The 16,881-nt window shown below is 65.1% G+C and carries 7 protein-coding genes; 4 read left to right on the forward strand and 3 right to left on the reverse strand.

Translation table 11 applies throughout. The features are described from left to right. Positions 1–65 precede the first annotated feature (65 nt). From CNX70_RS17790 to CNX70_RS17805, 4 genes are all read left to right on the forward strand, one after another. On the forward strand, positions 66–2,687 hold the full coding sequence (locus tag CNX70_RS17790) for a S53 family peptidase (RefSeq protein ID WP_096235804.1): 2,622 nt from the start codon (positions 66–68) through the stop codon (positions 2,685–2,687). 135 nt (positions 2,688–2,822) lie between these two features. Beyond that, positions 2,823–3,260, forward strand: a complete 438-nt coding sequence (locus CNX70_RS17795; protein ID WP_071076812.1) for an MbcA/ParS/Xre antitoxin family protein — start codon at positions 2,823–2,825, stop codon at positions 3,258–3,260. 67 nt (positions 3,261–3,327) lie between these two features. Further along, the gene (locus CNX70_RS17800) at positions 3,328–3,960 is read left to right on the forward strand and encodes an RES family NAD+ phosphorylase (protein ID WP_244198845.1); all 633 of its coding nucleotides are present in this window, start codon (positions 3,328–3,330) and stop codon (positions 3,958–3,960) included. A gap of 52 nt (positions 3,961–4,012) precedes the next feature. Next, positions 4,013–4,333, forward strand: coding sequence for a DUF2288 domain-containing protein (locus tag CNX70_RS17805; protein ID WP_096235806.1), 321 nt, complete (start codon positions 4,013–4,015; stop codon positions 4,331–4,333). Here CNX70_RS17805 and CNX70_RS17810 read toward each other — a convergent pair. From CNX70_RS17810 to CNX70_RS17820, 3 genes are all read right to left on the reverse strand, one after another. Beyond that, the gene (locus tag CNX70_RS17810; protein WP_096235807.1) at positions 4,330–5,598 is read right to left on the reverse strand and encodes a TonB-dependent receptor domain-containing protein; all 1,269 of its coding nucleotides are present in this window, start codon (positions 5,596–5,598) and stop codon (positions 4,330–4,332) included. The two genes, CNX70_RS17805 and CNX70_RS17810, sit on opposite strands and share 4 nt — an antisense overlap. Next, the gene (locus CNX70_RS17815; RefSeq protein WP_096235808.1) at positions 5,565–6,458 is read right to left on the reverse strand and encodes a TonB-dependent receptor plug domain-containing protein; all 894 of its coding nucleotides are present in this window, start codon (positions 6,456–6,458) and stop codon (positions 5,565–5,567) included. The genes CNX70_RS17810 and CNX70_RS17815 overlap by 34 nt, the downstream gene beginning before the upstream one ends. A gap of 196 nt (positions 6,459–6,654) precedes the next feature. Beyond that, the gene (locus CNX70_RS17820; RefSeq protein WP_096235809.1) at positions 6,655–16,872 is read right to left on the reverse strand and encodes a YDG domain-containing protein; all 10,218 of its coding nucleotides are present in this window, start codon (positions 16,870–16,872) and stop codon (positions 6,655–6,657) included. Between the last annotated feature and the right edge of the window lie 9 nt (positions 16,873–16,881).

Consider the following 16,881-nt stretch of genomic DNA (forward strand, 5'->3'; position numbering starts at 1 on the left):
GCGCGCGGCACCATGCCAGGATGCATTGTCGAGATGTGGCCCTCGCCAACTCGGAGAGTTTCGCCATGAAAAAATTCATCCCCCCGCATCCCCGTCAAGGACGTTTGCTGCTGGGCGCCACTGCCGCCATCCTGCTGGGCGCTTGCGGTCCGGGCCAGGAGACATCGCCGCCGCCCGCCGCCATTGCCACGGCGGCAACCCAATTCACTGTCGAAGTGCCCGTCATCCCCGCCGCCGTCGGTGCGCTGGTGGCACAGCCGATGTTCCATGCCGCCCCTGCCCTGCTCGATGCGCCTGACGGGCGCGACAGCGCCAACAGCAGCGGCTCGGCCCACTGGCGTCCGCACTTGCAGCACGTGCCCGGCGCCATGACGGAAATGCGCACGCGGCGCCTGACGGCGCAAAAGATCGCCGCCGCGCAACAGACGGCGCAAAACATCGCACCGCTGCTGGACGGCGGCGCGGCGGACATTGCCGCGCCGATGGCCGGCAGCAGCGTGGTGGCCACCTACTCGCCCGCGCAAATCCGCGCCGCCTACGACCTGCCCCCGCTGCCGGCAGCGGGCACGGCGCTGACGCCGGCCCAGGCGGCGCAACTGGGCGCAGGGCAAACGATCTATATCGTCGACGCCATGCACAACCCGAACGCGGCGGCCGAACTGGCCGTCTTCAACCAGAAATTCGGCTTGCCAGCCTGCACCACCAAGGCCATCGCCACGAATGCCACCCTGCCCTTGCCACCCGCGCCGGCCAGCGGCTGTGAATTTTCTGTTGTCTACAACACGCCATCGAGCACCATGACGGCCATCGCGCCCGCCTATAACTCAGGCTGGGCCATGGAAATCGCGCTCGACGTACAGTGGGCGCATGCCACGGCGCCACTGGCGCGCATCGTGCTGATCGAGGCGCCCGACGCTTCCATCAACAGCTTGCTGGGCGCCGTGCGCCTGGCCAACCTGATGGGGCCTGGCATCGTGTCGATGAGCTTTGGCGCCGTAGAAGGCAACTGGACGGCGTCTGTCGACAGCGCCTTCACGGGCAAGAACATGACGTATCTGGCCGCCACGGGCGACTCGGGCAGCAGCGTGTCCTGGCCGTCCGTGTCACCGAACGTGCTGGCCGTGGGCGGCACCACGCTCAGCTACAGCGGCACGGGCACGCGCAGCGAAGCAGCCTGGTCGGGCACGGGCGGCGGCATCAGCGCCTATACGGCATTGCCCTCCTACCAGAGCGCCAGCACCGTGCCGGGCATGACGGGCTTGCTGCGCCGCAATGTGGCCGACGTGGCCTTCAATGCCGATCCCGCCACGGGCCAGTACACGGCCGTGATGACGCCCGGCAGCAGCACCGCCAGTTGGCTCAGCATCGGCGGCACCAGCCTGTCCACGCCGCAATGGGCGGGCCTGATCGCCATCGCCAACGCCAGCCGCGCACTGCAAGCCAAGGCAGCGCTGGGTCTGGCCCACGGCATGCTGTACGGCCAGATCGCCGCCATCCCCGGCACCTATGCCAGCACGTTTGCCGACATCACGCGCGGCTCGAACGGCAGTTGCGGCGTGTGCACCGCCAGGACGGGCTATGACCCGCTGGCCGGCCTGGGCACGCCCAACGTGAAAAGCCTGCTCGCCAGCCTGTCGGGCATGCCCGCCGCCCCGGTCGCGCCCGTGGTGACGGGGGCCAGCATCAGCGGCATGGTCGGCACGCCGCTCTCGTTTACGGTATCGGCCAGCGCGGCCAATACCCTCAGCTTTTCCATGCTGGGTGCGCCGGCCGGCATGAGCATCGCCGCCACGGGCGTCGTCAGCTGGACCGCGCCCGTGGCCGGCAGCTATGCCGTGACCATGGTGGCGCGCAATACCGTCAGCGGCCTGACCGGCCAGGCCGTGTACAACATCGTCATCGCGCCGCAACCGGCGCCTGTCGTCGCCGCCGGCGCCATCGCGGGCAAGGTCGGCACGGCGCTGGCTTTCACTGTCAGCGTCGCCGCGCCGAACCCCGTCAGCTATACGCTCGCCGGTGCGCCGGCCGGCATGAGCATCAGCAGCGCGGGCCTGGTGAGCTGGGCGGTGCCGCTGGCGGGCAGCTATGCCGTCACCGTCACGGCCAAGGACAGCAAGACCGGCTTGAGCGGCAAAGGCATCTACACGGTGGCCATCGCCGCCCCGCTGCCGCCCGTGGTCACGGCGGCCAGCGTGACTGGCAAGCCTGGCGTGGCGCTGTCGTTCGCCAGCACGGTGGTGGCGCCCAACCCCGTCACCTACAGCCTGTCGGGCGCGCCAGGCGGCATGAGCATCAGTGCGGCCGGCGTCGTCAGCTGGGCCAGCCCCGTGCTGGGCACGTATAGCGTGACCATCATCGCCAAAGACAGCAAGACGGGCTTGAGCGGTCAGGCCGTGGCCACGGTGAAAATCGCCGCCGCCGGTCCAACGATCAGCGCCGCTGCCATGACGGGCGTGGCGGGCAAGGCCATGAGCGGCAGCATCGTGCTGACGGCGCCAGGTGCGACCTGGCTGCGGATCTCGATCGACGGCGCGCCGCTGGGCATGCAGTTTTCCATGAGCGGCCTGACCATCACGGCCTACTGGCCGCAAGCGGTGGCCGGCAACTATACGCTGAAGGTGGTGGCACTGGACAATAACGGCTTGACGGCGCAACTGAACGTGCCTGTCACCGTCACGGCAAGATAAGCCAACACGGCCTGCCAAAGGGGCGCAGCGGGACACCTGTCCTGCTGCGCCCCTTTTTCATGCGCACGCACCTTGCAATGAATCCTTAAAAGGAGTATAAATAGTCCATAAACAGAGTTTTAACGAAGGACTGCCATGAATCTCGCCTACGCCTACCCCAAGAGCCGCTTCGAGCCAGCCGTGCTCGTCGATCTGAATGCCAAAGCCGAGCGCGAGCGATTGTCGCAGGCCGCATTGAAAGGTTTTTTCAAGCTGGCCGCCGCCTGGAAGCTGCGCGACGACGATGCGCGCGAACTGCTGGGCGGGCTATCCAGCAGCGCCTGGTACGAGTGGAAAAAACACCCGGATCGCGTGCTGGAAGTGGACCGCATCACACGCATTTCGTATTTGCTGGGCATCTACAAGGCCTTGCACATCCTGTACGGCGACAAGCTGGCCGACGAATGGGTGAGTTTGCCCAACAAAAACCCGATCTTCGGTGGCCGCACGCCTCTATCGCAGATGCTGGCCGGCGGCTTGCTGGCCATGCAGACGGTGCGCAAGCTGCTCGACGCGCGCCGCGGAGGCCTGTAATCGTGCCCGCCAACTCCCATGACCCCTGCCGCCGCTGGCCGCCCTGCGCCAGATCGACACCTGCCGTTTGATCCCCTCGCGCTTCGCCGACATGGAAGACTCCGTGCTGGCGCCCCTGGCCGAAGACGACGATCACCTGCGCGAGCTGTTCGAGCTCGATAACGCGACTAACGCGCGCCTGGTGGCCGAGTATGGCGGCGCGCCAGGAATTGGCGTGGACGAGCTGGTTTTTGGCGTGCCCAACTTTCGCATCATCAACGCCGCCTACACCTACGCCCGCCCGGAAGGGGCGCGTTTCAACGATGGCGAGCGGGGTGCCTGGTATTGCGCCTTCGACATGAAAACGGCGCTGGCCGAGATCATTTTCCATAAAACCGTGGAATACCAGGAAATCGACTATTTCGACGACAGCGTCAGCTACCAGTCGCTGCTGGCCGATTTCTCCGCCAGTTTCCACGACCTGCGCGGCCAGCAGCGCTACCAGGCTTGCCTCGACCCGGCCAGCTACATCGCCTCGCAAGACCTGGCCGCCATCCTGCTCGAAGCAGGCTCCATGGGCGTGATCTTCCCCAGCGTGCGGCACGCCAGCGGTACCAACCTGGCCTGCTTCCGCCCTGCCCTGGTAGGCAATGTTCGCAAAGGCGCCGCCTATCGGTTAACATGGCGGGGTACGCCGACGCCGCGCGTGGAAGCCCTGTAAGGCAAGCCAGCCGCGCGCAACGGCACCCGACTCACCGAACACTGATACTCGCATGCAAACCAATCCTGAAAAAGACACCGAACTGCGCCTCAAAGTGAACAGCGAAACGGCCCGCCTGGCCTGGAGCGAACTGGAAAAGCACTTCGCCCAGGGCAACGTCGTCTGGGTCGCCAATGAGCTGGACCTGGTCGAAGTGGCCGTGCGCATCTCGCACGACGACAAATCCACCATCACGCAATGGATGGTCGATGGCAAAGTGGCCAAGGTGTCGGACCAGCAGGCGCTGGACTGGCAAGCGGCCGATGCGGCCCTGTGGGCCGTCGTCGTCAGCCCGTTTATATTAGTGCAGCAGGAAAAGCCGACGCAACACTAAAGACTGCGTTCGAACAGCAGGCGCAGCGAGGCGCTGCCGTCCAGGCGCGTCACGCTGTCGCTGCGGCCCGCATCATCGACATACGATTGCCCTTGCAACTGTAGCTGGTGCAGCAAATTGGCCGCCGACAGGCGCACCCGCGTTTTGACGTCCGGCTGCCATAGCGCATACGCGTCCAGGGTGCGCCGCACGCCCGCCTGGCTGCTGGCGTGCGCATCGAGCCGCGCCAGGCCGCCCGTCTGCACGTTCAAATTGCCACCCATGCTCATCCTCGGCGAGAGCCGATAATCGAGTCCCAAGTTGAGCGTGGCCGGTACCTGGCTGGCCAGGCGGTTGCCGGGACCCGGCACGGCGGCGACGCTGGACCAGTTGCGCCCCGCATTGGCACGTACGTCGATATCTGGCGCCTGCACCCACCAGGTCCGCAAGGGGAACTTCACATCCATCTCGACGCCGCGCACCGTGGCCGTGCCGTTATTGAACGGGCTGGCGGTCCAGATGCCATCGTGCTGGAACAGGCGCTGCACGGTGACGTCGCTGATGCGCCGCGTGTATGCCGACACGCTGGCCACGCCGCTCTTGCCGAAATAGCTCTCCCAGGCCGCATCGAGCCCCCACGCCAGTTCCGGCCGCAGCTCGGGATTGCCCTGAAAATCGGGATTGTTGGCGCTGTTGCCATTGTTGATGGTGTAGCGGCGCGGCACCAGGTTGCGCGTGCTGGGCGCCTTGTAGGTGCGCGCCAGCGCCAGCCGCAGCTGGTCGCGTTCCTGCTGCGGCGGTTTCCACAGCAGTTGCGCCACGGGACTCCAGACGCTGGCCCGCGTGCGCACTTCGCTCAAGGTGCGGCCCTCGGTGGCCGTCTGCAAGCCTTCCCAGCGCACGCCCGCATACATTTGCAGACGCGGCGTCACGTCCCATTCATCCTGCGCATACAAGGCCAGGCGCCGCACGTCGGCCGTGTAGTCTTCATCGAGCGCATACGGCGCGCCACCGGCAAGATACGTGTCGCGCTGGCGGCGCGATTCCCTGCGGCGTATCAGGCTGCCATCCCAGCCCGCGCTCAGCGCATGCCCGCCGCCCAGTCGGCCCAGGTATTTGCCGCTGCTGGTGACGCTGTCGTCGATGGCGTCGGACACCACGCCGCGCAGCAGCAAAGGAGCGCCACCGGCCGCCGCGCCATGAAACGCGTAATCCGTATCGCGCCGGTTGTGGTTGACGCCCAGTTTGGCCGTCAGCTTGCCCGCCGCCCCAGCGGGTGCGCCCAATTCACGTCGTTGCGCGCCGAAAACACGCTGGCCTGCGAAGTGGCGCCATTGCGCGGATACGCCGTGGGCATGCCCAGCAAGGCCGTTTCGCTGGCCACGCCGTCAAATCCCGTGCGATACCAGTCCAGCAGGCTTTGCCAGATGATGGTATCGCCATTGTCGAAGGTCCATTGCAGGCGCGGCGTCAGGCTGGCCTTGTTGACGGAGGAGGCGTTGCGCGTGCGCGTTTCGCGCCGCGCCAGCAGCGTGCCGGCCGGATCGGAGATTGTCTCAGTCGTCCTTCCCGCCACGTCATCGGCCGTGCGCTCCAGCGCGCCCGTCAGCGCATAGGCGAAACCGGGCAGCTTGTCCGCCACGCGCAAGGACGCGGCAGGCTGCCAGCGGCCATCCTGTCTACCGGCGCCCAGCTTCCATTCGCGCTCGGCGCCGCTGGCACCCTTGCGCAAGACGACGTTGATGCTGCCGGCGACGGCTTGCATGCTGTATTCGGCCGTCGCGCCGCGTAAAATCTCGATGCGCTCGATCATCTCGGGCGCGATCGATTCGATGGAAAATCCGGGTGGCGCGGGGTCGCCGTTGATCAGCATTTGCGTGTAGCCGGCGCCCAGACCGCGCATGCGCACCTCGCCGCCGACGACGGAGACGCCGGGTTGGCGTTTCAGCGCCGCCGCCAGGCTGCTGTCGCCATATTGGGCCAGGTCGTCGCGGCTGACGATGATCTTCGCGGCCGTGTCGTCTCGCCGCTGCTGCACACCGCTGGCGGCCGAAATTTCAACTTTCTGCAGCGGCGCATCCTCGGCGCAGGCAGCGGTGGGCAAGAGCAGAAAAAAGAGCGGAAAAGTCGGGATGGCGCTGCGCATGATGCCTTTTCTACACTGCGAAAATGAAGAGCGCAGTGTAGATGATTTGATAATACGCAGCAAGCGGCTTTCAGTACCCTTCTGCAAGGCAGGCCGCAATCACCTTCGGATCGCAGATGGCAGGGCAGCAAAAAAAATGCCGCTTCGCATGGTGCACGAAGCGGCACTTCCACTGGCAAACCCGGTTAATGTACGCTTACTGGCTTTCGATACTGGTGTTGCCAGCCGCCACAGGCAGTCGCAGGCCCGTGTCGACCACACTCAGGCGCAAGCCCGGCAAGACATTGCTGTTCACCGATGCCGTCGTCAGCACCACCGGCGTGCTGCCCTGCTGCGGCTGACGGCCCTCCAGCGCCACCTGCACCGCGTCTTCCTTGCTGGTCACAGTTTCGCCTTTCGCCACCACGTCGGCCTGCACCATATTGCCCTGCGATGGCGCCACATTGACCGCCGCGATCACGCTGGCCACCGCGCTTTGCAGCGCTTCGGTCGGCTTGACGGTCAGCACGCCCGGCGTGTATGTCAACGCATAGTTGGTCGACGTCTGGCCGGCAGCCGACACCAGATAGCTGCCCGATGGCGTAGCGATAGTGGCCGGCGTGCTGAACGCCAGATTGCCGCTGACCTCGTTTGCCAGCGTGTCATTGCCCAGCAAGCCCGTGTAGCTGGCCGTGAAGGCCGGATTGACAAAGCCCTGGTCTTTCTCGGCATTGCCCACCTTCACCTCCAGGGCCGCCTGCGTGATGCTGGCCGTGGTGGTCGCCGTGGCGTTGACCGTGTAATTGCCGGCGTCCGTACCGCTGAGCGCAATGCCGTTCACCGTCACCGTTTTGTTGGCGCCGGCGTTCTTGTCGGCAAAGCTGGCGCCGCTGTTGCTGATGCTCAGCACGTCGCCGGCGATACGGTTGTCCGCCAGGGTCACGCTGGTGTTGGTGCTGGTGTCATACACGCGCGGCGCGGCACCCGTGGCGCGCACCAGCAGGCTGGCCGGCGTGATGCTGGCTGTCAAACCGGTCGGATTGCTAACCGTATAATTGCTGGCCAGGCCGCTGGCCGTGTCGACCAGGCTCGTGCCCGTCACCGTCACCGCCTTGGCGTTGGCCGCGTTCTTGTCGGCAAAGCTTGCTGTCTGGCCAGCCAGGCCCAGGCTTTCGCCCGCCACCAAGCCCGCCAGCACGCCGCCGGACAATTGCGCCGCCGTATTGCCGTCATAGACTTTATTGCCCGCCAGTTGGCCCGTCACCGTCAAGGCCTTGGCCGTGATGCTGGCCGTCAAGCCGGTCGGGTTGCTGACCGTATAGTTGCTGGCCAGGCCGGTGATGGTGTCGACCAGGCTCGTGCCCGTCACCGTCACCGCCTTGGCGTTGGCCGCGTTCTTGTCGCTGAACACGGCAGTTTGGCCCGCAATGCCCAGGCTTTCGCCCGCCACCAAGCCCGCCAGCACGCCGCCGGACAATTGCGCCGCCGTATTGCCGTCATAGACTTTATTGCCCGCCAGTTGGCCCGTCACCGTCAAGGCCTTGGCCGTGATGCTGGCCGTCAAGCCGGTCGGGTTGCTGACCGTATAGTTGCTGGCAAGACCGCTGGCCGTGTCGAGCAGGGTTGTGCCCGTTACCGTCACGGCTTTGCCATTGGCCGCGTTCTTGTCGCTGAACACGGCAGTTTGACCCGCAATGCCCAATGCCTCACCCGCCACCAGGCCGCTCAAGGCGCCACCGGACAGGCTGGCGACTGTATTGCCGTCATAGACTTTATTGCCCGCCAGTTGGCCCGTCACCGTCAAGGCCTTGGCCGTGATGCTGGCCGTCAAGCCGGTCGGGTTGCTGACCGTATAGTTGCTGGCCAGGCCGGTGATGGTGTCGACCAGGCTCGTGCCCGTCACCGTCACCGCCTTGGCGTTGGCCGCGTTCTTGTCGCTGAACACGGCAGTTTGACCTGCAATGCCCAGGGTTTCGCCCGCCACCAAGCCCGCCAGCACGCCGCCGGACAATTGCGCCGCCGTATTGCCGTCGTAGACTTTATTGCCAGCCACTTGGCCCGTTACCGTCAAGGCCTTGGCGGTGATGCTGGCCGTCAAGCCGGTCGGATTGCTGACCGAGTAATTGCTGGCCAAGCCGCCGTTGGCGCCATTCGACAAGGTACCGCCGGTGACGCTGACGGCCTTGCCGCTGCCGGCATTCTTATCAAAAAACGCACCGGCCAGGTCCGCCAGGCCGAGCGTTTCCGAGCCCACCAGGCCGTTCAGGGTGCCGCCCGTGATGGTGGCATCGAGCGCACCGTCATAGGTTTTGTCGGCCGCCAGTGCGCCGGTGACAGTCAGCACTTTTTGCGTGATGGAACCCGTCACATTGCTCGGATTGCTGAGCGTGTAATTGCTGGCCAGGCCCGTGCCGTCGGCCAGGCTGAAGCCCGAAACCGTCACCGCCTTGCCATTGCCGGCGTTCTTGTCGCCAAACACGCCGCTGCCGCCCGAGACCACCAGCGTCTCGCCCGTAACCAGGCCCGTCAAACTGCCGCCGGCCAGGGTTGCGGCCGTGGTGCCGTCATAGGCGCGCGTGCCCGCCGTCATGCCCGATAGCGTCAAGGCTTTCGGCGTGATACTGGCGATCAGGCCGCTCGGGTTGCTGATCGTATAGTTGGCCGCCAGGCCGCCGTTGCCGCCGTTGACCAGGGTCGAACCGGTCGCCGTCACCGTCTTGCCGGTGCCGGCGTCCCTGGTATCAAAGGTAGCGCTCAAGCCCGTCACGCCCAGCGTTTCAGAGCCGACCAGGCCGCTGATCGAGCCGCCCGACAAGGTCGCCTTGGTGCTGCCGTCATAGACTTTATTCACGGCCGACATGCCGCTAATCGTCAGCGCCTTCGGCGTGATGGTGCCGCTGCCGGTCGCGGTGGTGCTGGCCAGCGTGTAGTTGGCCGCGTCAAGGCCGCCCAGGGTCAGGAAGGAAATCGTCACGGCCTTGCCGGTGCCGGCGTTCTTGTCGCTGAACGCGGCCTTGGTGGCGCCGATGGCCAGGCTGTCGCCGCTCACCATGCCATTGAAAGTGGCCGTGGCCGTTGCGAAGGTGGCGGAAGTGCCACCGTCATAGACCTTGCTGTCGGCCACCACATTGGTCACCGAGCTGATGCTGGCCTGGCTGATATTGGCCGTCACGTCAGTCGGGTTGCTGACCGCGTAGTTGCTGGCCAGGCCGGTGCCATCGCTGATCTGCGCGCCGCTGACAATGACGGCTTTGCCGGTGCCGGCGTTCTTGTCGCCAAAGGCGCCCGACAGACCGGACAAGCCCAGGGTTTCGCCACCGACCAGGCCATTCAAGGCGCCACCGCTGACGGTTGCTTTGGTGCTGCCGTCATACACCTTATTGGCGGCCGCCACGCCCGTGACGCTCAACGCTTTTTGCGCGATGCTGGCCGCAAGACCGCTGACCGGGCCGACCGAGTAATTGCTGGCCAGGCCGCCGTTGCTGCCGTTGGACAAGGTACCGCCGGTGACGCTGACAGCCTTGCCAGCACCGGCATTCTTGTCGCCAAACGCACCGGCCAGGCTGCTCAGGCCGAGCGTTTCAGAACCGACAAAGCCGCTCAGGCTGCCGCCCGTGATGCTCGCATCGAGCGCGCCGTCATAGGTTTTGTCGGCCGCCAGTGCGCCTGTGACCATCAGCACTTTTTGCGTGATGTTGCCCGTCACGCTGGTCGGGTTGCTGACCGTGTAATTGCTGGCCAGGCCGCTGCCGTCGGCAATGCCCACGCCACTGACCGTCACCGCCTTGCCGTTGCCGGCGTTCTTGTCGGCAAACACGCCACTGCCGCCGCTGACCACCAGCGTTTCACCGCTGACCAGGCCGCTCAGGGCGCCGCCACTCAAGGTGGCCGCGGTGGTGCCGTCGTAGACGCGCGTGCCGGCCGTCATGCCCGTTACCGTCAGCGCTTTCGGCGTGATATTGGCTGTGAAACCGGTCGGGTTGGCCATCGTGTAGTTGCTGGCCAGGCCGCCGTTGCCGCCGTTGACCAGGGTGGTACCGGTGGCCGTGACAGCCTTGCCGGTGCCGGCGTTCTTGTCGTCGAAGGTGACCGTCAAACCCGTCACGCCCAGAGTTTCCGTGCCGACCAGGCCGCTGATCGACCCGCCCGTCACGCTGGCCTTGGTGTTGCCGTCATAGACTTTATTCACGGCCGACATGCCGGTAATCGTCAGCGCTTTCGGTGTGATGGCGCCGGTGCCGCTGCCGCTGGTGTTGGTCAGGTTGTAGTTGCCCGCATCCGTGCCGCCGAGTGCGATGCCGCTCACCGTCACCGTCTTGCTGCCGGCATTCTTGTCATTGAACAGTGCCGAGGTGGCGCTGAACAACAGGCTGTCGCCGCTGACCATGCCGTTGAAGGTGGCGCCGGTGGCGCTGACGGTGGCCTTGGTATTGCCGTCGTAGACCTTGTTGTCGGCGACGATATTGCTGACGGTGCTGATGGTGGCCTTGGTGATATTGGCCGTCAAACCGGTCGAATCGGTGACCGTGTAGTTGGACGCCAGGCCGCCATTCGCGCCGCCCGTCAAGGCCGCGCCACTGACGGTCACCGCTTTCGCGGTACCGACATTCTTGTCGGCAAACAGCCCCGTCATGCTGGTCAGCGTCAGGGTTTCCTTGCCGACCAGGCCGTCCAGGCTGCCGCCGCTGATGGTGGCCACCGTGCTGCCGTCATAGACCCGGTCAGCGGCTGTTGCACCGATCACCGTCAATGCCTTCCGGGCGATGCTGGCGGTGGCCGTGGCGCTGGCATTGGTGAGGTCATAGTTGGCCAGGTCGTTGCCCGTCAGCGTGATGCCGGAGATATTGACAGTCTTGCCGGTGCCCGCATTCTGGTCGCTGAAGGCGCCGCTGGCGCTGGAAAAGGCCAGATCGTCGCCAAGCACCATGCCGGTGATGACGGCCTTGCCGCCAATCACGGCGGCAGTGCTGCCATCGTAGGTCTTGTCGCTGGCGCTCAAGCCGCTGACGCTGGAAATGCTTGCCTTGGTGACGTTGCCGGTCACACTGGTCGGATTGCTGACCGTGTAATTGCTGGCCAAGCCGCCGGCATTGTCGGCCAGCGTGACGCCGGTGACGGTGACGGCCTTGCCGCTGCCGGCAGTCTTGGTGGCATAAGCGCCGCTCAAGCCGGACAGCGTCAATGTTTCGCCGCTGAGCAGACCATCGAGCACGCCGCCCGCCAGGGTCGCGGCCTTGGTGCCATCGTAGACGCGGGTTAGCGCGCTGGCACCGCTGACCGTCAGCGCCTTCGGGGTGATATTGCCGGTGACGCCGGTCGCGTTGCTGACCGTATAGTTGCTGGCCAAGCCGGTGCCGTCGGCCAGCGTGGCGCCGGTCACCGTCACGGCCTTGCCGTTGCCCGCGTCCTTGTCGTTGAATGCGCCGCTCTGGCCAGACAGGCTCAGGGTTTCGCCGATCACCAGGCCATTCAGGGTACCGCCCGAAATGCTGGCCTTGGTGTTGCCGTCATAGATCTTGCTGGCGACGCTCACGCCGCTGACCGTCAAGGCTTTTTGCGTGATATTGGCCGACAGGCCCGTCACGCCACCGAGCGTGTAGTTGCTGGCCAGGCCATTGCTGCCGTCTGACAAGGTGCCGCCGGTAACCGTCACGGCAATGCCGTTGCCGGCGTTCTGGTCGGCGAAGGTGCCCGACAGCGTGCCCAGGTTAACCGTTTCAGTGCCGATCATGCCGCCCAGGGTGCCACCCGTCATTGCGGCCGCCTTGGTGCCGTCGTAAGTCTTGTTGCCGGCTGCCACGCCGGTCAACGTCAAGGCTTTGGGCGTGATGCTGGCCAGCACGGTGGTATCGGCAAGCGTGTAGTTGGACGCCAGGCCGCCGCCGCTGCCATTGCCCAGGTTGGTGTGGACGGTGACCGTCTTGCCATTGCCGGCGTTCTGGTCGGCAAACGCGGCGGTAGGGCCTACTGCCAGCGTTTCGCCGCTAATCAGGCCGGTGATGCTGCCCTTGTTGATGGCGGCCGTCGCGTTGCCGTCGTACACTTTGTTACCCACCGCCAGGTTAATCCAGCTCAAGACCTTGGGCGTGATGGTGCCGGTGACGTTGGTCGGCGTGGCGATCGAATAATTGCTGGCCAGGCCAGTGCCATCGGACACCGTGCCCAGCGTCAGCGTCAGCGTCTTGTTGGTGCCAGCGTTGGCATCCAGGTAAGTGCCGCTCGACGCGCCGAGGTTCAGGGTTTCACCGGTCACCAGGCCATTCAAGGTACCGCCAGTCACGGTTGCCGACGCCAGTTTGTTGTATTGCCTGGTGGTCGCGGCCAGGCCGGTGACGCTCAATGCTTTCGGCGTAATGGTGCCGGTCAGGCCGGTGGCCGTGACGATATAGTTGCCACCGGCGCTGCCGGTGGTGATCGCCGTGACGGCCTTGCCAGTGCCGGCATCCTTGGTGTCGAAGGTGCCCGTGTTGACCACGACATTGCCGTTGTCCTGCGACAGCAGGCCGCTCACGGTGGCGCCGCTGATCGTGGCGGCGGTGGTGCCGTTATAGTCGCGGCTGCTCACCACCCCGCCGGTGACGGTGGCGGCCTTCCTGTCGATGGTCAGCGTCGCCGCGTTGGAATTGATGGCATAACCGCGCTGGCCAGAATACAGGCCGCCGGCCGTGATGGCGTAGGTGCCGGCGTTGACCGCGCTGCCCGCCGCGCCATAGTTCAGTGAACCGGACAGCGTGGCATTCGGGTTCGAGAAGGTGGCGCCCGGCGCCGTCCAGCTGCTGGTGCCGTCATAGGTCTTGCTGGCGTTCGAGGCAAACGTCACCTGCAGCGGCGTCATGAAGGCGCGCAGCAAGGGGTAGGTATTCGTGTCGTAGACGATCCACGCGCCGGCCAGGTCCCACGCTGCGCCGCTGTAGGTGGACAGCAATTTCATTTGCGCGGTGGTCAAGCCGGTGCCGGTGGCGCTGGTGGCCTGGCCCGTAGTGGTGGCATCCCAGAAGTTGCCGCTCGCGCTGCCACTATTGACGCCCACCAGGCCGCCCACGTTGAGGATGCCGGAGACGGCGCCGGTGGCGTAGTTATTGCTCAAGGTGCCGGAATTGAGGCCGACCAGGCCGCCCACATCGGTGCTGCCGCTCACCGTGCCGGAGGCATAGCTGTTGCTGACAGTACCACTGTTGCTGCCGACCAGGCCGCCGACGTCGGTCGAGCCGGTCACGCTCGCGGTGCTGTAATTGCCACTGACAAGGCCGGCATTGTTGCCGACCAGCGCGCCGGTGCTATCCCTGCCGGTGATGCTGCCGCCTTCCAGGCCGGCATTGCGCACGATCGCCGTGCTCGACGTGGCGCCGAACAGGCCGGCGTAATCCGTGCCTGGACGGTTGACGACCAGACCTGAAATGACATGACCGGCGCCGTCGAAGGTGCCGGTGAACCTGGCGCCGCTGCTGGCACCGACCGGCACAAAGGTGCCGCCGTTCCACACATCACTGCCGGTGCCGGTGCCGGCCGCGTTGACATCCATGCCCAGCGTATAATTGCCGGCCAGGTTCATCGCCATCAATTGCAATTGATGCGTATTGTAAATAGTGGTGCTGTATTCGGACGAGAGCATCGGCCCGGTGGCGCCTGTCGCGTTGCCCGCGCCGTTGAGCGTGCCGTCGGTATTGACCATCACCCAATTGTTGCCGGTTGCGCCAGGCGTGGTCGTGAAATTGAAGCCGCCGAAATTCGATCCGGTTCGCATTTCCGTCGCTGTCAGGCCCGTGACCGTCGTGACCGTCCCGCCGCCGGAATTGTTGCCAACCGCCACAATCGGGGCCGGATTCAAAGTTGTATTGTAATAACTGTTAGCGATCGAACCCGTGGCGGCGCTGATGATGCCGACCACGCCGCCCACCGTGCCGGTGGCGCTATTGATCAAGCCCACCGTGCCGGACGAATACACCCTGGCGACACTACCGGCGACACCGATCGTGCCAACCACGCCGCCTGTGCCGCTGGGGATGCCGACGTTAGACCCGCTAGCGCCATTGACTGCACCGGTCACGTAACTGTCGCTAAGCTGCCCCTTGTGCATGCCGACCAGGCCACCGGTGGCAGTGGTGCTGGAAGTGCTGGCGCCCAGGCCCTGCGCGGTGACTGTTCCGGTGGAATAACTGTTGCTGATCAGAGAAGCAGGTGTGGCGCCGCTAACGGTGTAAGTGACAGCCGCCAGGCCACCCACATAGGCACCTCCCGACACGGCGCCGGTGTTGTAGCTGTTGGTGATGACGCCGCCTGCGCGATTGTGGACGACCAGGCCACCGACATCGTTTTTGCCTGACACCACGCCGGAATTGAAACTGTTGGTGATGCTGCCCAGGTTGTTGGCGACCAGGCCCGCCGCCATGAACAGCCCGGTCACGCTACCGCTGTTATAGCTGTTGATAATCTTGCTGTTGGCAGTGGTATTGCCCACCAGGCCGCCCAACCAGCCATCTTGCTTTACCGTGGTCAGGATCACCGAGCCGTTGTTGTAGCTGTCGGTGATGGTGCCTTGATTGAGTGCCACCAGGCCGCCGGCATGCGTCCTGCTTGCGGCCGATACCGTGCCACTGCTGACAAAAGCATTGCTGATGATGCCATTGTTGATGCCGACCAGTGCCGCCGTCTGGCCATAAGTACCACTGGCGATATTGCCGGTGATGGCAACGTTCGACAAGCCGATGTTGCGCAAGCTTGCCGTCGTGCTGGTCGCGCCGAACAGCGCGGCAATACCGGCGGACGCGGTGTTGGTAATTGTCAAACCATTGATGACATGGCCCAGGCCATCGAACTGGCCGGTAAATGGCACGGCGCTGGTGCCGATCGGCGTGAAACCGTTGGCGCCCCAGACCGCCGTGTTCGCCGTGCCGGTGGCGTCGATATTGGCGCCCAGTACGAAGTTGCCGCTCAGCGCATTTTTCAAGCCTTGCAAATCGGTGCCGCTTACGCTGGTGGCCGCGCCCAGGGAGTTGATCACCGTATAGGCCGTCGCCGTGCCGTCACTGCCCAGCTTGGTGCTGAAGTTCAGCCCCGACGGCAGGTCGATCTCGGCCTTGACGTTGTACTTGCTCAAGTTGCCGGATGCCACGTTGGCCTGGCCATATTCCAGCGCCAGGCTGGCCGTGCCGGAGCCGCGCAATGGCTGGTTGATATTGATATTGTTTTGCGCCGTCATCTTCAGCTGGTTGGCCGACCACGAAATCGTGTCGTTGACGTTGATGTCGCCCAACACGCCGGTACCGCCCGAGATGCTCTGAATCTGGACACTGGTGCTCTTGAGCGCATTCGTATAAAACGCGCCGGTCTGGTCGCCGCCGGTCGCCGCGATGGTGTAGTCGGTCGGGTCGATCAGCCAGGTGCCGGTCAAGCCGTTGCTTGATGCCGTCGTCACCTTCAGCGCGTCGTCGATCTTCACATGCGCGGCCGAGGTATCGATGAAGCCGCCCTTGCCGCCTGTTGGCGCGCTGGCGTCCAGCGTGCCGCCCGCGTTCACCGTGCCGCTCTGCATATCGCCCAGCAACTTGATCGTGCCGCCACGCGTATCGATCGTCTGCGCCTCGATCACGCCCGTGTTGTTGACGACGGTTTTCAGCAAGTCGCCGGCCGCCTGCGCCGTCAGTACCACGCTGCCGCCGTCCGCCCGGATCATGCCGCCATTGTTGACCAAGGCGCCCACGGCGCCCGCGTTGACAGCGACATTGAGCAAGCCGTCGCCCGCCACATCGAGCGTGATGGCGCGCCCCGCCGCCAGGGCCACCGAACCCAGGCGTGCCTGGATCGTGCCCTCGTTCGACACGTTGGCGCCCAGCAAGGCCACATAGCCGCCCGGTGCGCTGATCGAACCCTGGTTCAGCACCTTGCCGGTACCGTTGCCGCTAAATTGGTACTTGCCGGCCATGAAGTCGGCATTGTTGATATCCAAGGTGGAGGCCACCAGGCCCGCCGTGTTCACGGACGCGCCCTGGCCGAACAGCACGCCGTTCGGGTTGACGATAAACACCTTGCCGTTGGCCGACAAGTTGCCGAGGATGGTCGTGCCATCGCTGCCCAGCACGCGGTTCAGGGCCACCGCATTGCTGTTCGGCTGCACGAATTGCACCGACTCGCCCTTGTTGATATTGAAGTTGGCCCAGTTGATGACGGCGTTCTGGCTGCCCTGCCTGATCACCGTGGCACCTGGCGCACCGGTGATGCTGGCCTGCCCCGCCACCACCGTGCCGCCTGTGGGCCCCGCCAGCGCAAGACTGCCGTAGCCCAGCATCAGCGCCGCCGCCATGCTGGTCAAGGCAAAATGCGCCCCGCCCCCGCTGCATCCTGGCATCGAGCGCTTGCCGGCGGATTTGACGTTTTCGGAAACGGCGGCATACGCGCCGGTAGCCTGGTTCCAGATGGAGCGGTAGATGCGGTTCATGGCGGTGTC

This window comes from Janthinobacterium svalbardense (assembly GCF_002327145.1).
GTDB lineage: Bacteria > Pseudomonadota > Gammaproteobacteria > Burkholderiales > Burkholderiaceae_D > Janthinobacterium > Janthinobacterium tructae.